Here is a 16,643-nt window from a genome sequence, read left to right as displayed (position 1 = left end):
AAATACAATACGATCCACCACACAAAATATAGAATCTACAATATATATATAGTAGTTCTACTTTTAAAACTAGATTTTCAAAAATATAGAAAGGAGATAATATATGTACCAACGCAATTGCTTTAGTTGTGACGGTAGACGCAACAGCGGTTCTATCGGCGCTACTGGACCTACTGGTGCTACTGGACCTACTGGCAATGCCGGGCCTACCGGGGCCGGTTTGCAAAGTACTACCGCTTTTAGTCTAGCAGCCGCTCCTAACTATAAAAAGGGACAAGTTGTCACTTACACGAGTAGCGGCTATGTTGTAAAAAAAGATGCACCTCAAGGATTTCCGAATGTGTCTCAAGATTATATCGTATTGGTAGAAGGTGGTTCTACCGGATCTACCGGATCTACCGGTTCTACCGGAACTACTGGTTCTACTGGTTCTACTGGTTCTACTGGTTCTACTGGTTCCACTGGTTCCACTGGTTCTACTGGTTCTACCGGAACTACTGGTTCTACTGGTTCTACTGGTTCTACTGGTTCTACTGGTTCTACTGGTTCTACTGGTTCTACCGGAGCTACCGGAACTACTGGAGTCACTGGTTCTACTGGAACTACTGGACCTGCTGGACCTGCTGGTAGTTCAACAACGAAAAGTATTGTTTTTCAAGGGACGAATGCTGGGTTTCAACGTATAGCAGGTTCTCCAGGAATTGATTCTAACGTTATTCCGTATGTAACTGCTGGAGCTGGAAATATAGTTGGTTTTGCTACATCTATAAATATTAATAACTTACCCGCTGCTGTTTATACGATTGATATTTGCAGGAATGTCCCAACAAACCTCTCTGCCCCTACCTCTAGTTACATCCTATCTACTATTACTTTAACTACTACAGATAAAATTACGGGAACTATGACATTTTCAATTAAACCTACGGATATTGGCTCTAGACAACCTCAAGTGTATAACCCTACTCCAGCACCTGGACCTGCCACTGTAACTTGGACTAGTATCACAACCGGAAACCTGTTTTCGAGGGGGGATGCGATATCTCTTTATATTACCCCCGGGATTACGGCAAGTGCTGTATATTCTATTTTTCTAATCACTGATATATAGCCCACACTTACAAATCGTTGATTTCACAAAAACCTCGCTACCGAGGCAAAAAATTACAAATAAATGAAACAAATAACAGACAAATTCATTATATACTCTCGCTTTAAAACACCCATATTTTGGATTGTGAATTTGTACAGTTTGTCAATGTTGTAAACATCCCCTCTACAATGAAAAGGGGAATCACTCTCAAGAAAGTGATTTCCCCTTTTTAAAATTTCCCACTATAATTAAATCGGTAACATAATCTCAACAGTCGTTCCAACTCCAACTTCACTTTCAAAGTTCAATTTACCGTGGTGATCTTTAATAATTTTTTCCGTAACTACTAATCCTAAGCCTGTTCCAGTTTCTTTCGTTGTGTAAAAAGCTTCATTTAGCTTCGGAATTTTATCTTTCGGAATGCCGCATCCCTCATCTATAATTTGAACAATGATCACATCTTCCACTATAACTTTTACAGTAATAGTTCCGCCAACTGACATTGCTTCAATCGCATTTTTTATTAAATTAAAAAATACTTGTTTCAATCGTTTTTCCTCACATGTAATTGATGGTATATCTTTACTATAAATAGCATGCATTTTTATCCCTTGTTCTAAAGCTGGCTTTTCCATAACCCTGATAACATAAGAGATGATTTCTTTAATATTATGCGTTTCGGATTCTACCGATTTAGATTTCTCAAACCCATTTAGTTCTGTAGCAATTGTATAAATTCGCTCTACTTCCTGCCTCATAATTTCACTATAAATTTTATCTTCTGGATATTTTTCCGCTTGCTTATTCACAAGTTTTTTCAATTTTTCTAACGGTCTTCTAATCTTATCGCCAATTACTGTCGCCATTTTTCCAACCATTGCTAATTTCTCTACATTTCGTATTTCTTTATCCATCATTTCAAGTGTACGAACGTAAGATTGGAATCTTAAAAATATAATCCAACATATAATAACAAACACGCTATATAATGCTATTGGGATAAGAACAATAAAGGATTGAACAACGAATCCCATAAGTGCATATTTTCCAACAATAGTTCCGGCAACTAACCAAAAGTACCTCTTATTCACAAATATCGGTGCAAATAAAATAAAGAATCCTTCTACTATATTCCCGCCATCAAATTCCGCATCACTTCCGTAATAAATAATGAAGTTATTAATAAAATCCAATATATTATAGCCAATTAAAATAATATACTTCACAATATACGGCTTTTTCCATTTCATAAAATAAAGTCCTATAAAGAATAATCCAACCATCAAACTATATAGCCATAAACCTAATCCTTCTCCAAACGCATCTGCTAGTTTTTGATTTTTATCTGCTAAAAGGACCATCGCCTTTTCAGCAAAATCATACGCAAAAAATATAACGAAGAATAAGCTTAAAAATATTATTAATGCCTTTATCTCTTCTTTTTCAAATATATTGCCTTTTTCCATATGATAACTCCTTTAACAACACCTCTTAATCTTGTGTCACATTGCGCTCACATTTTTTCGGGAGCAGTATTTCTACTCTCGTTCCTTTCTTTACTTCACTAGAAATGTGTAATTCTCCAAGATGCTCTGTCACAATTCGCTCTGCTACCGTAAGACCTAATCCAATTCTATCTTGCTTCGTTGTATAAAAAGCATCCTTAACTCGTCCTAAATTATCCTTTTTTATCCCAAAACCACTATCTACTATACTTACTATTACATAATCTCTTTTTTTATTTTCAACTTGTATTTTTAATGTTCCGCCATGTTCCATTGCCTCTAAAGCATTTTTAATAACATACAAAAATACTCCTTTTAATTTGCGTTTATCACATTCAATTTCACTTCTATTTTGTTCTTCATTAAAGGTGCAATTTATATTTAACTCGTTCATTTTTCCGCGCATGTTTTCTACCGCTTGTACTAAAACATCACTTACAATGTGTTTTTCATAAACAGAAGGTTTACATGTAGCAACCTCCATTAATTCACTAATCATATTATTCATATTTTCGATTTCGAGAATCATTTGTTCATATGTTGCATCTTTTTCGTGTTTCTCTTTTTGTAATTGCGTAAACCCTTTTAATGAAGCAAGTGGGTTTTTAATTTCATGTCCGACTGTCGCTGCCATTTTTCCGATAACCGCCAATTTTTGTGACTGACTTGCCTCTGCAATACGTCCCTTTACTGCTGAAAGATATTGTAAAAATCGATTTAAAATAATAAATGACACGAAAAGTAACACCATATTTATAACAAGAGACATAAACAGGTTAAGTTCTCCAAATACAAATAGGTATATCATATATTTCCCTATAAGGAATGGCGCTAAGACAAATAAATATCTTTTACTCAAAAAGATCGGTACGAAGAAAATGAAAATATATTCAATTACATTCCCTTCATCAAATGCTATTCTATTATGAAAAGCATACCATCCAATATTAAAAGTCTCTGCGATCATGTATGCAAATAAATATGTATATTTAACTAAATATGCTTTTTCTCTCTCAAATAAGTAAACACTAATACCTAATATAGCCATAATATATGCAAGCTTCCATATCCCTTTATGCCAATTTGCTAAAGGCATTGTATCTTCTAATATAATCGCGTATGCAACCTCGTATACAATTAAAATAACATGTATTACCCATAAGAAAATCTTAGCGTTTTTCTTTTCTTCTTTAGCTGATAGAAAACTCTCTTCCACTTCAACACCCCTTCAAAAGAATACCATTTATTATAATAAATGATTTTCATAGACAAACAAAGATAAATTGAACAAATGAGGAAAATCAATCCATAGATAATATACTTCCCCACACCATATGTAAGCATAAAAACCATGAACAATAATACGTATAATATGGGAGGTGCTTTATATGGACGGTCGTGAAAATAAGAAGATAGAACAGTTACAATCCTTTACGAAAAACAATGAAGGAAAAGAGATGACAACGAATACGGGTGTCAAAATTTCAAATGATGAAAATTCTTTAACCGCCGGCGATCGTGGTCCTACACTTTTAGAAGATTTCCTGATGCGAGAAAAACTCGCTCATTTTGACCGTGAACGAATTCCTGAAAGAGTCGTTCATGCCCGCGGTTACGGAGCACATGGTGTTTTTGAGCTATATGATTCTTTAGAAGACTTAACAATGGCTCATTTTTTACAAGACCCATCTAAAAAGACACCTATTTTTATTCGTTTTTCTGAAGTTGCTGGATCAAAAGGTGCAAATGAAACGAACCGAGATGTACGAGGATTCGCTGTTAAGTTTTATACAGAGGAAGGAAATTTCGATTTAGTGGGTAATAACATTCCGATTTTCTTCATTCAAGATGGTATTAAATTTCCGGATCTTATTCATGCTCTTAAACCAGAGCCACATAATGAGATTCCCCAAGGACAAACAGCACACGATACTTTTTGGGACTTTATCGCCAATAATCAAGAATCAGCTGCGATGATGATGTGGATTATGTCGGATCGCACAATTCCGAGAAGTTTTCGAATGATGCAAGGGTTCGGCGTTCATACATTTCGTTTAGTTAATACGCACGGAAAGTCACGATTCGTAAAATTCCACTGGAAGCCAAAGCTTGGCGTTCACTCGTTAATTTGGGATGAAGCTCAAAAACTAGGCGGCGCTGATCCAGATTATCATCGCCGTGATTTATGGGAAAATATTAATGCCGGAAACTACCCTGAGTACGAACTTGGCGTTCAAATTTTAGAAGAAGAGGATGAATTTAAATACGATTTCGATATATTAGATGCAACAAAAATTTGGCCGGAAGAAGACTTCCCTGTTAAGATCATCGGAAAAATGACGTTAAACCGAAACGTTGATAACGTATTTGCGGAAACAGAACAAGTCGCACTGCACCCTGGAAGCATCGTCCGCGGTATCGATTTTACAAATGATCCTCTCTTACAAGGTAGACTATTTTCTTATACAGATACACAATTAGCACGCGTCGGTACAAACTATCAAGAGTTACCGATTAATCGTCCGGTATGTCCTTTTCATAACAATCAAAGAGATGGTGCGTCTAAATATATAATTGATAAAGGAAAAGTCGCTTACCATAATAACTCTTTAGCTAATAACTCTCCCTTTACTGTACCTGGTACGAAAGGCGGTTTCGTTACATATCCTTCTACTGTTTCTGGACATAAAACAAGAGAAACAGCCGCTAGTTTTAAAGACCATTTCTCACAAGCCCGTTTATTTTGGAATAGTATGAGCCACGTCGAAAAAATCCATATTATGCAGGCCTTTTCCTTTGAATTAGGAAAAGTAAAAAGTAAATCAGTTCGCCAACAAGTCGTAGGTATGATTGGTCATATAAGTACAGAATTAGCTACTTTAGTAGCTGAAGCAGTCGGGGCAACAGTGCCAAATGTTCAAGAATCAAATGTTACAAAATCCTCACCAGCACTAAGTATGGAACATACAACATTCAGCTCAAATACATTACGAGTAGGCGTCATTGTCGCAAACGGATATGACGGTCAAAACGCACAATATATTATAAATCAATTCAAACAAGCCGGTCTTCAGCCCGTGATTATTTCCGAACGATTAGGTTTTGTGCAAGGCTCTCAAAATGGACAGTGGGAAGTGAATGATACTTTCTTAACAGGATCACCACTTCTTTATGATGGGCTACTTCTTATTGGCGGAAATATTAATGATCATTTTCTTAACAAGGCAAGTTCATTCGTCGTAGAATCGTATAATCACTTTAAGCCAATTGGCGCTTTCCAAAATGGAACTACTATTGTTCAATCTTTAAACATCGAAGGAAAACCTGGCGTTATAACAGAACAAAATCCTACCTTACTTGCGAATGAATTTATTCAGGCAATGACAAAACAGCGATTTTGGGAAAGAGCCTATTAAAATACATGAGGAGGATACGTCATGTTCGTTACAGTGGAAAAAGATGTACACATTTTTGTTGAGGATATTAACCCAGGCCCTGGAAGTAAACCTGTCTTCTTCGTTCATGGCTGGCCTTTAAATCATCAAATGTACCAATATCAATTTAATATCTTACCACAACATGGTTTCCGCTGCATCGCCATGGATATACGAGGAAACGGACAGTCTGATAAACCATGGACTGGTTACACTTATGATCGTTTAGCTGATGATATCGCAATTGTATTAGATGCACTTCAAATAGAAGATGCTACGTTAGTCGGCTTCTCAGTCGGTGGCGCTCTCTCTATTCGGTATATGTCACGATATAATGGGCGTCGTATTTCCAAACTTGCATTAGTGGATGCTGTCTCTCCTTCTTTCGTGAAAAACCAAGAATCCCCTTACGGCGTACCGAAAGAACAAGCAGATGCTCTGATTGCTCAAATGTATGTAAATTTACCTAAGTTTCTAAGTGATGTATCTTTATCATTTTTTAATAGAAACTTAGGAGCTGCCACGTTAGAATGGTTTTCTTATCTCGGTATGCAGTCCGCTTCTTATGCTCTCATCAAAATTTTGCAAGCTGCTGCAAACGAAGACGTAACGAAAGACTTAAGTAAAATTAACGTCCCAACAAAAATATTCCACGGTGTTCACGACCAACTCATCCCTTATAAAAGTGCTGAGCTAACAAAAGAGCGAATTAAAAACTCTGAACTATATCCTCTTACAAATAGTGGCCACGGCTCTCCAATCGATCAAGCGGATGAATTAAATAAGGAACTGATAAAATTTTTAAATTCATAGTTCCTTTACAGTAAAAAAAGAATTTGCCCTTACGGCAAATTCTTTTTTCTTAACTACCTTTTGCACGAGCAAATTCCACATATGACTTATTCTTCTCTTCCATTAAAAATAAAACGATAATGCGGAAAAAATGAAGAGTTGGAACAATTGTCATACAAAGAATAGGTAAAAAATAAACACGCTCATCGTTAAACGCATAAATACTAACAACTCGAAATCCTGTTTGTTTATAAATCCACACAACAAATAATTGTAAACTAAAAACTAATAATAAATCTGGAACTGATTCTATTAAAATTAAACAAATTGTCCAATTATATACTAGATGAAAAATTCACACACTTCTCACAAATCAATTATTAAAACGACTCTATTTTAATTTATACTAAATGTACAAGTAATACTCCCTAAACCTAGCTTGTCTGATTATCCCGTTAAATACTATGAAAAAAGAACTTGTATCGTATACAAGTTCTTTTTTGTCGCCTATTTAAATAATATATCCTTACTATATTGCTTTCCGATGAGTAAGTCATATTGAATAAACTCATATTGCTTTAACATTTCTTTTTGTTTTTCTGTTAAACTTTTTATTGCTTCTCCGTCTTTTCCTATCTTCAATTCATCACGAAGTACGGGAATTTCTCCATATAACTTCGATAAAAATTGATAGAACGGTACCTTATTTAATCCAGCATAATCAAAGACAAGATTTGAAAAATAGATTGGACTTACTAAACCTAAATTGTCATTTGGCATATCAAAATTTGCATACATTAATAACGGCGTTTGCGCCATCGCTAATCGTTCACTTGGCGTTTTTTCATTTGTTATATAACCAGTCTCTTTATAAAGAGATTTATTTGTTCCTAGTGATGGGAGATGGTCCCCAAAGAATACTAATAATGTAGGTCTATCTAAATTATCTAGCTCCTCTATTAAATATTGAAGAGCTTCATCTGAACGTCTTAACCCTTCTGTATAAGTCTCTAATTCAGCCTTCGACTCTTCATTTTCTAATCCACTAATCTCTATTTGATTTTCACCAAATCTTCCTTCTGTAAATGGAAAATGATTTTGCATCGTAACTGCATGAACAAACGTAGGTTTCTTTTGCTTCTCTAATTCAGCTATTATCTCTTTACTCATAGATAAATCGCTAATATAATCTCCATCAACTTCTACATTTTCCATCGTATCTTGTGCATTAAACTTATCAAACCCTAACACTTTATATACATCATCCCGTTTAAAGAATGAGCGACCGAACGAATGAATTGCACTTGTATAATACCCTTCTTTTTTCAAAGCTCGAGGAATTGATGGAATTTCTTTCTTATTTGTAACAACTTGCTGATACGGTATAGATCCTGGTTTTAACAAACTCATTGAATAACTCGTTAATACCTCAAATTCAACGTTCGCAGTATTTCCTCCAAATGCAGGAGAAATAGTTTGTCCACCAGGAAAACTTTCTATATAATGATGCAAATTAGGTAAAGGATCTTCACTAAAGGACAGGTTCGTTAACTTCGTTGGATCCCAAAACGATTCACTCATTACAAAAATAATATTCGGTTTCTCTTTTTGCTTCTGCGCCCCTATATTGCTACTATATTGTTTCTTTATATCGTTTGCTATTTGAAGCATATTTTCTTTTGAATAATCTTTCGGCTTTTCAATGACTGTCGTATCTAAATTACTTATAAATCCTAGCACAAAACCATTTGAAGCATAATTTTCATTTTGATTCCACAAAATGAACTCTATACCTGACTTTTGAAACCATTTATTCATAAACGTATCCGTAAAATTACCATACACATATAAAATAAAAACGGATCCTATTATAAATAGAACTCGTACGCCTGCATGAACTTTTACATTTTGAATATACTTCCTCACATACATACCCGCCAAAATACAGACAACAACACTTACAATAACGAGAAGAATATAACCCCAACTAAAATAATCCATCACCATTGGTATAACAGATTGCATATGTCCAATCTGTGTAAAATCAGAAGGATATAGTGGGTCTCCCCTAAAAACAATTTTGAAGTGATTTACAATAACCAAAATGATTAGCAAAATGCTTGTCAAAATAGTACTCAAAAAAACTTTCCCAAGCACGTTATACACCAAAACATATATCGCATAAATTACAATTAAACTAAATATAAACTGTGCGTTATAATTGTAAACCCAATTCAGTGTATTTACGAGATTCATATTATTTTGCGTGAAAATAAAAAGCAAAGTAACCACATGCGCTACTAAAAACATTCTAATATAAATCCTAATAATCCGTTTGAATTTATTAACAATATCTTTATTCAAATGCGCAACATACAATAGTACAATCCACATCAAAATTGTCATTATACTTAAGACAATTTTTTGATTTAACATATCTTTCATCGTATCTAAACTAAAATATTTTAAAATCAAGAAAAGTGTGGGTATTACATATAGGGTTACTAGGCCACTTAACATCGCTGAAATTAATATATTTCTTCTTGGCTGATGAAATGAAAAATTACACCTCAATTCATTCCCTCTTTTCTGTTTATTAATTTCACCCCGCACCGTAAAAACAGTTTCTATTAAGATAACATACTTCATGCATTTCGTCTTCACACTGGATTCTACTATAACTGTAGTTTCTTAATTCTCCCTTAATCAACAGTTTAATTTTGGAATACAAACTATCCATTCTTAAAAAACTAAATTCCTTCATTCCACTTTATGATATAATAACTATGTTTTGGAAAACCTTAATACTAATATGGTTTTATCATGAAAATAAGAAAGAATTAATAAAAAAGGAGCTGCTCATTTTTGTTAAATAAGTTTAAAAATTTACCTAAAGCGTTATATGTAATTTTGGCGCTTTCTTTTCTGTTGCATGTTTTTTGTCTAGTAAAACAGCCAGGATTAAATGGAGAGGTAGTCAAAGTAACATATGGTGCATATGATGCGTTCAACTATTCGTTAACAGCTGAACAGTTACTAAAACACGGTGTCTTCGGATATGTTTATATGGAGCCTAGTGAAGTTCCTGGAAAAAATGCATACATCACACCAGGTCAGCCACTATTATTAGCTGGCGCTATGATTATTTCTGATGTTACATCACTTCCTTACTATTACGTGGCAACTGTTATTAATATGATACTGAACCTCGGCACAGTGTTATTAGTATTCTTAATAGGAAAAGAGTTATTTGAAAAGAATATTTATGGAATTGTCGCAAGTATTTTATATGCTATTTATCCAAGTAACTATACATACTTCCGTACGTTATTAACCGAAGTTCCTTCAATATTCTTATTAACGTTAAGTGTATATGTATTTGTTCTCGCATGGAAATACAACAAAGCAAAATTCCATATATGGTTCGGAATTGTCGTTTCCATTTTACTTATGTTCCGTCCAAATCCAGCTCCAATGATGCTCATTCCTGTTCTTGTCGTCTTGTTCACATATGGATTTAAAGAATCCATTCGAATTGGATTATTATGGATCATTGGCCCGTTCTTTATTATCGGCGCCTGGGTTGTTCGTAACTATTTAGCGTTCAATCAATTTATCTTATTCTCAACCCAAGGTGCGGACCCATTAATTGCCGGTGCAGATCCATTTAACAAAATTGGCTATGAAAATGTAGTTAACCAAATGAAAGCCCAGGGCTTAGAGGATAAAAATGCATACGCAAAAGATTTAATCAAAAATGGATTTATGACGGACTTTACATATTGGTTCTCTTGGTTCACTGTTGGTAAAACAATTGAGTTATTCAAAACAGCCCCTGCTGTAGACCAATACCATATTCATAAATTTATGCAAATGTGTCATAAAATCTTCGTCATAGGCACATTCTTGAGTAGTTTCTGCTTCATGCTAAATTCATTTAAGCATAAGCGCGTTATGATGCTAGTAGCAAGTTCTGTTATTTACATCATCTTCTCAAACTTATTCTTAGCAATTAACCGCTACGGATTTTTCATTAACCCTCTTATGTGCTTAATTCTTGCATATGGGTTAGTTTACGCTGTGCAGAAGCTTCCATTTTTCCGCACTAACCAAGCATAATAAAAAAGAGATCGTCCAAAGATGGACGATCTCTTTTTTATTATCGAACACTTTGAACACGGCCAATTTGTCCATCTTGTAATCGAACTTTAATTCCGTACGTATGTGTTTCTGTATTTGTTAAAATATCTTTCACAACACCACTCACTGTTTTACTATAATCATTATCTAATTGAATAACTACATGGGAACCAACCGAAATTTGTGATCTTGTCGGCTTCCCACCTGTTGCTTGTGTTGTTTTTTCTTGTTTTTGTGTTCTCTCTTGTTGTGCAGACTGCTGTTGCTGAGCCTTCTGCTGTTCTTGCTTACGTTTTTCTTGCTCTACTCTTTGTTGCTCTTCTCGCTTACGTTTTTCTTGCTCTACTCTTTGTTGCTCTTCTTGCTTACGTTTTTCTTGCTCTACTCTTTGCTGCTCTTCTTCCTTACGTTTTTCTTCTTCTACTCTTTGCTGCTCTTCTTGCTTACGTTTTTCTTCCTCTTCCTTTTGCTGCTCTTCTTGTTTGCTTTCCTCTTCTACCTTCTTATCTTCTTCAACTTTCTTCTCATCTATTTTCTGTTCTTCCGATGCTTTCAGCTTTTCCTCTTCATCTTTACAAGCTGTTAAAACCACTACACATAAGCTCATAAGCAAAAATAATAATAATTTCTTTAACATTAAAAAATCCTCCTATATATACATTACAAATAATGACCTTTAATAGAATAACAAATATGTATAAACCCCTTTGTCGTAATTTGTCGTATACATTGGATTTTCCATGTAACACTACATGCTACAAATAGAAAAGAACCTGTCATATGACAGGTTCTTTTCGTTATTTATTAGGATACGATGATTAGCATGTTTACTATACAAGAGGAAGCATCCATATTTTCCATATGATACTTACGATTACTATAAGTACAAAATCAAACAAATCTAATCTCGGACCCTTTTTCATAGTCATGTCTAGCCACATATGAATCCATTTCATTTCCTTATATTTATGAATATTTTTCTTTGCGAATCGGTAAGTGAGCACTTGCATGATGTAAATTCCAATTACACAAATAAGCAATAAGATGAGAAATTCAAACACAAAATTCCTCCCTATTTTTGAAGCGTTCTTTCTACTATATGGTTCTTCAAAACCCATTCCTCAAACTGAGCACTTCCAAACTCCCAGCTCAAATCACGAGCATGTACAGAAAAAACGTAATAACCAGCATATTCGTCCATAAACCGACCTGTCTCTATCTCCTCTTTCTGAAGACCGTATACTCCAAAATTAAAATACACATCCCACACGTCTTCATGCTTCCTCTTATAAGCAATCGATTCCATATCACATTCAGTTCCGAAATAATCAAGATGTAAATGTACGCTATCATCGTATTCGTAATCCATTTTATCACCCCTTATATTTGTACTTCTTTATTACCCGAAAAATTCCTGCTATCTATACTCACATATGGGCACTTACCTACATATTATGCTTGTAGATTGACTTCTAGGAGGTGTCATATAGTGAAAAAATTAATAACCGTTTTTTGCATCATGTTATTAGCTGTTTTCACATTCGCTGCTTGTAGTAGTACAAAGGAAAGTACGAAAGAACAAGCTCAAAAAATTCGCGTTGGCGAAGTTACACACTCTCTTTTCTACGCACCATTATATGTTGGAATTGAAAAAGGATTTTTTAAAGATGAAGGCTTAAATATTGACTTACAAACAACAGCTGGCGGAGATAAAACGATGACCACCCTTTTATCTGGCGGAATTGATATTGCTCTCGTTGGTTCAGAAACGTCTATTTATGTTCATCAACAAGGAGCAAAAGATCCTGTCATTAATTTTGCGCAGCTTACACAAACAGATGGCACATTTTTAGTTTCCCGTAAAAAATTAGACTCTTTTAATTGGAACGACGTAAAAGGCGTTACGTTTTTAGGACAGCGTAAAGGCGGCATGCCGCAAATGGTTGGTGAATACGTTTTAAAGAAAAATGGCATTGACCCTCGCAAAGATACGAACTTAATTCAAAATATCGAGTTTGCTAACATTGCAAATGCCTTTGCATCTGGTACAGGAGAATTTGTACAGCTCTTTGAACCGACTGCAAGTATACTTGAAAAAGAAGGAAAAGGTTATATCGTCGCGTCTTTCGGAGCTGAATCTGGTACTGTCCCTTATACAACGTTTATGGCAAAAGAAAGTTTCTTAAAGAAAGATAAAGCTGCTGCAGAAAAATTCACGCGCGCACTATATAAAGCGCAGCAATGGGTTGATACACATAGTCCAGAAGAGATTGCCGATGCCGTTTCACCACTATTTAAAGACACTTCAAAAGACATTTCAGTAAAAGTAATTGAACGCTACAAAAAACAACATTCATATGCGACAAATCCATTATTAGATGATGCAGAATGGAAACAACTCCAAACGATTATGAAAGAATCTGGTGAATTACAAAAAGAAGTTCCACATGAAGCGCTCGTCAATACAAAAATTGCCGAAAGCGTTATTAAGAAATAGAGGCGAAGTGTATGAGCTTTTTACAAATACGTAACGTTTCTCACTGCTTTTTTGCAAAAGAAAATGCCAAACTTATTCTTGAAGATATGAGTTTGCAAGTAGACGAAGGCGAATTTATTTCAATCCTTGGTCCAAGTGGTTGCGGAAAAACAACGCTCCTCTCCATCATCGCAGGGCTACTCGATCCAATTGAAGGTATCGTATTTTTAGATGGTGAACCGATTACAACTAAGACCCCCTCTATGGGCTATATGCTCCAGCAAGATTACTTGTTTCCTTGGAAAACAATTGAAGAAAATATTATGCTCGGACTTCATATTCGGAAGGTTTATGATGAAAATACGAAAGAACATACATTAAAGCTTTTAAAACAAGTCGGCCTATATGATATAGAACAGCAATACCCTCGTGAACTATCCGGTGGTATGCGCCAACGTGCTGCACTCGTTCGAACATTAGCGACCGACCCAAAAATTTTATTGTTAGATGAACCATTTTCCGCTCTTGATTATCAAACAAAATTAAAACTAGAAGATCTCGTCTTCACATTACTACGTAACTATAAGAAAACATCCTTACTTGTGACACATGATATTGAAGAAGCAATTGCGATGAGTGATCGTATTTATTTACTGCAGGCGAACCCTGGAAAAATCGCAAAAACGTTCATCGTCCCAGAAAGTATCCGTTCCTTATCGCCGTTAGAAGCACGCCACCACCATGACTTCCCATCCCTCTTCCAAGAAATATGGAAGGAGCTGGAACGACTTGGATAATATAAAACAACTACATGAACAGTTTCGAAAAAAAGAAAGACAACATGCATGGTTAGCTCGCTCTTTACAACTTGTACTTCTTGTTCTTTTCTTTGCAATATGGGAAATAGCTAGTAAAAAAGAATGGATTGATCCTTTACTCTTTAGCTCTCCTTCAAGTATTTGGGATCTCTTTTTAACGAAATGGATTGACGGTTCACTTTGGGTCCACATATGGACGACATTACTTGAAACAGGAGTAGGCTTCATTCTCGGAACCGTACTCGGAGCTATTATTGCTACTCTCCTTTGGTGGATGCCACTTTTGGCCCGCGTACTTGATCCTTATCTCGTCGTCCTAAATGCAATGCCAAAAGTTGCACTCGGTCCAATCATCATTGTTATTTTCGGTCCAAATATTTCATCCTCTATCGCAATGGGGGTAATCATCTCCATCATCATTACCATTCTCGTTATTTACAGCGCATTTCAAGAAGTCAATTCCAACTATATTAAGGTCATGGACACATTTGGCGCAAATAAATGGCAATGCTATAAGCACGTTATTCTCCCTTCATCTTTCCCTGCAATTATTTCAACGTTAAAAGTAAATGTTGGCTTATCATGGGTCGGTGTTATTTTCGGGGAACTCCTCGTTTCTAAACAAGGACTTGGCTATTTAATTAGCTATGGATTCCAAGTCTTTAACTTCACACTCGTCTTGCTCAGTGTATTGCTTACTTGCGTCCTCGCAACTCTTATGTATGTATTTGTCGAGGCATTTGAAAAACTCCTTATTGGAAAACGAAAAAAAAGCTGACTTAGAGCGATATGCTAGAGTCAGCTTCTTTCTCTTACCTTTTATCACACATTTTCGAATCGTCTGTAATATCCCCATTAGCAACCGTAACTGTATGGAAACAATCTTTCACACGCACCGTAACGACATTATCTTTTCGATCAATAATATGATAATCATTAAACTCTTTATTTAATGCACTACGAATTTGCTCCCCTTCAAAAATCGGAAAACCGTGAGACATTACCCAAATGAGACCAGCAACAGCAAGAATCGTTTTCATACGTTTCATTACCTCCTCGAGAGTAAACTTATAGCCCCTATACTATCCGCATTATAATTGTGTCTAATTTGTGACGTTTTTATACTAATTCTATTTTAATGATTCAGTTCCTTCTTCTTTTTTAAAAAAAGACAGAATTTTCAATTTTATCAACATGAAGAAACGCAAAGAACTATAATTCTTCACGTTTTCCCTTGGCTAAAATATATCGAACACATAATTCGCATTAGTGTCCACTTGGTTATTCTATCGTTTTCGAAACATCATATAATCCCGCTAACACTTCCGCTCTCATTTTTACAAGCTCGGGGAATTGATAGAAGAAGACAATTTTTTTATATTTTAATTCTGTTCCTTCTTTCACCTTTTTTGAATCTTGTAAAATAAACGCTGTAAATGTATCCGCAATATCCTCTGCCACATTTGTCGTCCCATACAGTGAAACAAACTCACCATGCTTTTCCTTAAAAAATTCAATTTGAGCTTCTTCGCTTTCTTCCACTTTCTTTTCTGTCCACTCCTGGTCAATTGGTTTCCAGAAAGAATTATAAAATTGATTTATATAAGAGCTCTCCTTCGCACATCCTTCTTGTAAGAAAAGAGATTTACATTTATTTTGGTATGATGAAATATCTTTATCTTCTTCAAAAGCCTTTAAGTACTTTTCATTTACTGGTATTTGTTTATGTCCCAGCGTTAATACGTGAGCCGTCTCATGTATTAATGTTTTCATCACCTGATCGATATTTACTGCAGAATCAAGCGTATCTAAACTAATGGTCCACTCTTTCGGATACTCCATACTCGGCATAACATGAGCCACAATTCCATCGTATCCATCTGTTACCATATCAAACTCTTTTATGTCAGTGCGATACTTAGCAGGAATAAGCGTGCTATACATCTCCCATAACGATTCATGATAATCCCTATCTTGACGTTGCTTTAATACTTCTTCTTTCGCGTCCTTATCCTCCGCAAAAGCCTTATTCAATCGTTTGCGATCTAGTTTATCGAAATAAGGATCTACAATTTCATCACCATCGATATAATAAGAAGCTAAAAAGAAATAATTTTCATCATCCTTTTTTTTCATTTCTGCTTCTTTCATATCGTTACTTGAATGTCCTTCTAAATCATAATCCTCTAGTACTTCAAGTTCTGAAAGTCCATCTATCTTTTTATATACTTTTTGAAGTGTTTTATCACCTATTTGTGTGCATTCTTCTGTCGTTTCGCACACATCTTTTTTCTCTCTTTTCGAAGTTTGCTCCGACATATCACATCCAGCTACTAAGCCCGTTGAAATCATAAAACACATTAACTTGCCATACAGTTTCTTCAT

At 35.2% G+C, this 16,643-nt stretch carries 16 protein-coding genes; 7 read left to right on the top strand and 9 right to left on the bottom strand.

Translation table 11 applies throughout. The features are described 5' to 3' along the window. Positions 1–103: 103 nt before the first annotated feature. Complete coding sequence (locus NSS74_RS00585) at positions 104–1,111, top strand: collagen-like protein (RefSeq protein ID WP_340813096.1); 1,008 nt, start codon at positions 104–106, stop codon at positions 1,109–1,111. Between the two features lie 230 nt (positions 1,112–1,341). Here the strand turns inward: NSS74_RS00585 and NSS74_RS00580 are convergent, their stop codons facing one another. Then, on the bottom strand, positions 1,342–2,559 hold the full coding sequence (locus tag NSS74_RS00580) for an ATP-binding protein (protein WP_061688345.1): 1,218 nt from the start codon (positions 2,557–2,559) through the stop codon (positions 1,342–1,344). 25 nt (positions 2,560–2,584) lie between these two features. Continuing rightward, a complete protein-coding gene (locus tag NSS74_RS00575; protein WP_061688346.1) occupies positions 2,585–3,814 on the bottom strand; it encodes an ATP-binding protein in 1,230 nt (409 codons plus the stop codon). A 172-nt stretch (positions 3,815–3,986) separates the two neighbouring features. On the opposite strand from NSS74_RS00575, the gene NSS74_RS00570 reads away from it, so the two are divergent. Beyond that, on the top strand, positions 3,987–6,014 hold the full coding sequence (locus NSS74_RS00570; protein ID WP_061688347.1) for a catalase: 2,028 nt from the start codon (positions 3,987–3,989) through the stop codon (positions 6,012–6,014). Positions 6,015–6,035: 21 nt separating this feature from the next. After that, complete coding sequence (locus NSS74_RS00565) at positions 6,036–6,845, top strand: alpha/beta fold hydrolase (protein WP_002034438.1); 810 nt, start codon at positions 6,036–6,038, stop codon at positions 6,843–6,845. Positions 6,846–6,894: 49 nt separating this feature from the next. On the opposite strand, the gene NSS74_RS00560 is transcribed toward NSS74_RS00565, so the two are convergent. Beyond that, a complete protein-coding gene (locus NSS74_RS00560) occupies positions 6,895–7,143 on the bottom strand; it encodes a hypothetical protein (RefSeq protein WP_265324636.1) in 249 nt (82 codons plus the stop codon). Between the two features lie 188 nt (positions 7,144–7,331). Beyond that, a complete protein-coding gene (locus NSS74_RS00555; RefSeq protein WP_340813093.1) occupies positions 7,332–9,398 on the bottom strand; it encodes an LTA synthase family protein in 2,067 nt (688 codons plus the stop codon). Positions 9,399–9,689: 291 nt separating this feature from the next. Here NSS74_RS00555 and NSS74_RS00550 point away from each other — a divergent pair, with 291 nt between their 5' ends. Then, positions 9,690–10,943 carry a glycosyltransferase family 39 protein gene (locus tag NSS74_RS00550; RefSeq protein ID WP_061688348.1) on the top strand — a complete coding sequence of 418 codons (1,254 nt, stop codon included), beginning with the start codon at positions 9,690–9,692 and terminating at the stop codon, positions 10,941–10,943. A 40-nt stretch (positions 10,944–10,983) separates the two neighbouring features. Here NSS74_RS00550 and NSS74_RS00545 read toward each other — a convergent pair whose 3' ends face one another. From NSS74_RS00545 to NSS74_RS00535, 3 genes are all read right to left on the bottom strand, one after another. Then, complete coding sequence (locus NSS74_RS00545) at positions 10,984–11,601, bottom strand: YwbE family protein (RefSeq protein ID WP_061688349.1); 618 nt, start codon at positions 11,599–11,601, stop codon at positions 10,984–10,986. 193 nt (positions 11,602–11,794) lie between these two features. Then, entirely contained in the window at positions 11,795–12,025 is a 231-nt protein-coding gene (locus NSS74_RS00540; RefSeq protein WP_002034470.1) for a hypothetical protein, read from the bottom strand. A gap of 11 nt (positions 12,026–12,036) precedes the next feature. Continuing rightward, on the bottom strand, positions 12,037–12,333 hold the full coding sequence (locus tag NSS74_RS00535; protein ID WP_002034469.1) for a DUF3986 family protein: 297 nt from the start codon (positions 12,331–12,333) through the stop codon (positions 12,037–12,039). Between the two features lie 120 nt (positions 12,334–12,453). Here NSS74_RS00535 and NSS74_RS00530 point away from each other — a divergent pair, with 120 nt between their 5' ends. The 3 genes from NSS74_RS00530 to NSS74_RS00520 are packed head-to-tail and all read left to right on the top strand — an operon-like array spanning position 12,454 to position 15,036. After that, entirely contained in the window at positions 12,454–13,461 is a 1,008-nt protein-coding gene (locus tag NSS74_RS00530) for an ABC transporter substrate-binding protein (protein WP_002089139.1), read from the top strand. A gap of 11 nt (positions 13,462–13,472) precedes the next feature. Further along, positions 13,473–14,237, top strand: coding sequence for an ABC transporter ATP-binding protein (locus NSS74_RS00525; protein ID WP_016102906.1), 765 nt, complete (start codon positions 13,473–13,475; stop codon positions 14,235–14,237). Next, complete coding sequence (locus NSS74_RS00520) at positions 14,230–15,036, top strand: ABC transporter permease (RefSeq protein WP_340813092.1); 807 nt, start codon at positions 14,230–14,232, stop codon at positions 15,034–15,036. The genes NSS74_RS00525 and NSS74_RS00520 overlap by 8 nt, the downstream gene beginning before the upstream one ends. Positions 15,037–15,070: 34 nt before the next feature. Here the strand turns inward: NSS74_RS00520 and NSS74_RS00515 are convergent, their stop codons facing one another. Next, positions 15,071–15,298, bottom strand: a complete 228-nt coding sequence (locus NSS74_RS00515; protein ID WP_044443906.1) for a hypothetical protein — start codon at positions 15,296–15,298, stop codon at positions 15,071–15,073. A gap of 241 nt (positions 15,299–15,539) precedes the next feature. Further along, positions 15,540–16,643, bottom strand: a complete 1,104-nt coding sequence (locus NSS74_RS00510) for a recombinase family protein (protein WP_340813091.1) — start codon at positions 16,641–16,643, stop codon at positions 15,540–15,542.

Origin of the sequence: Bacillus sp. FSL E2-8868 (genome assembly GCF_038005505.1) — a bacterium.
GTDB lineage: Bacteria > Bacillota > Bacilli > Bacillales > Bacillaceae_G > Bacillus_A > Bacillus_A mycoides.
This window is presented reverse-complemented; position numbering and strand designations above follow the sequence as displayed.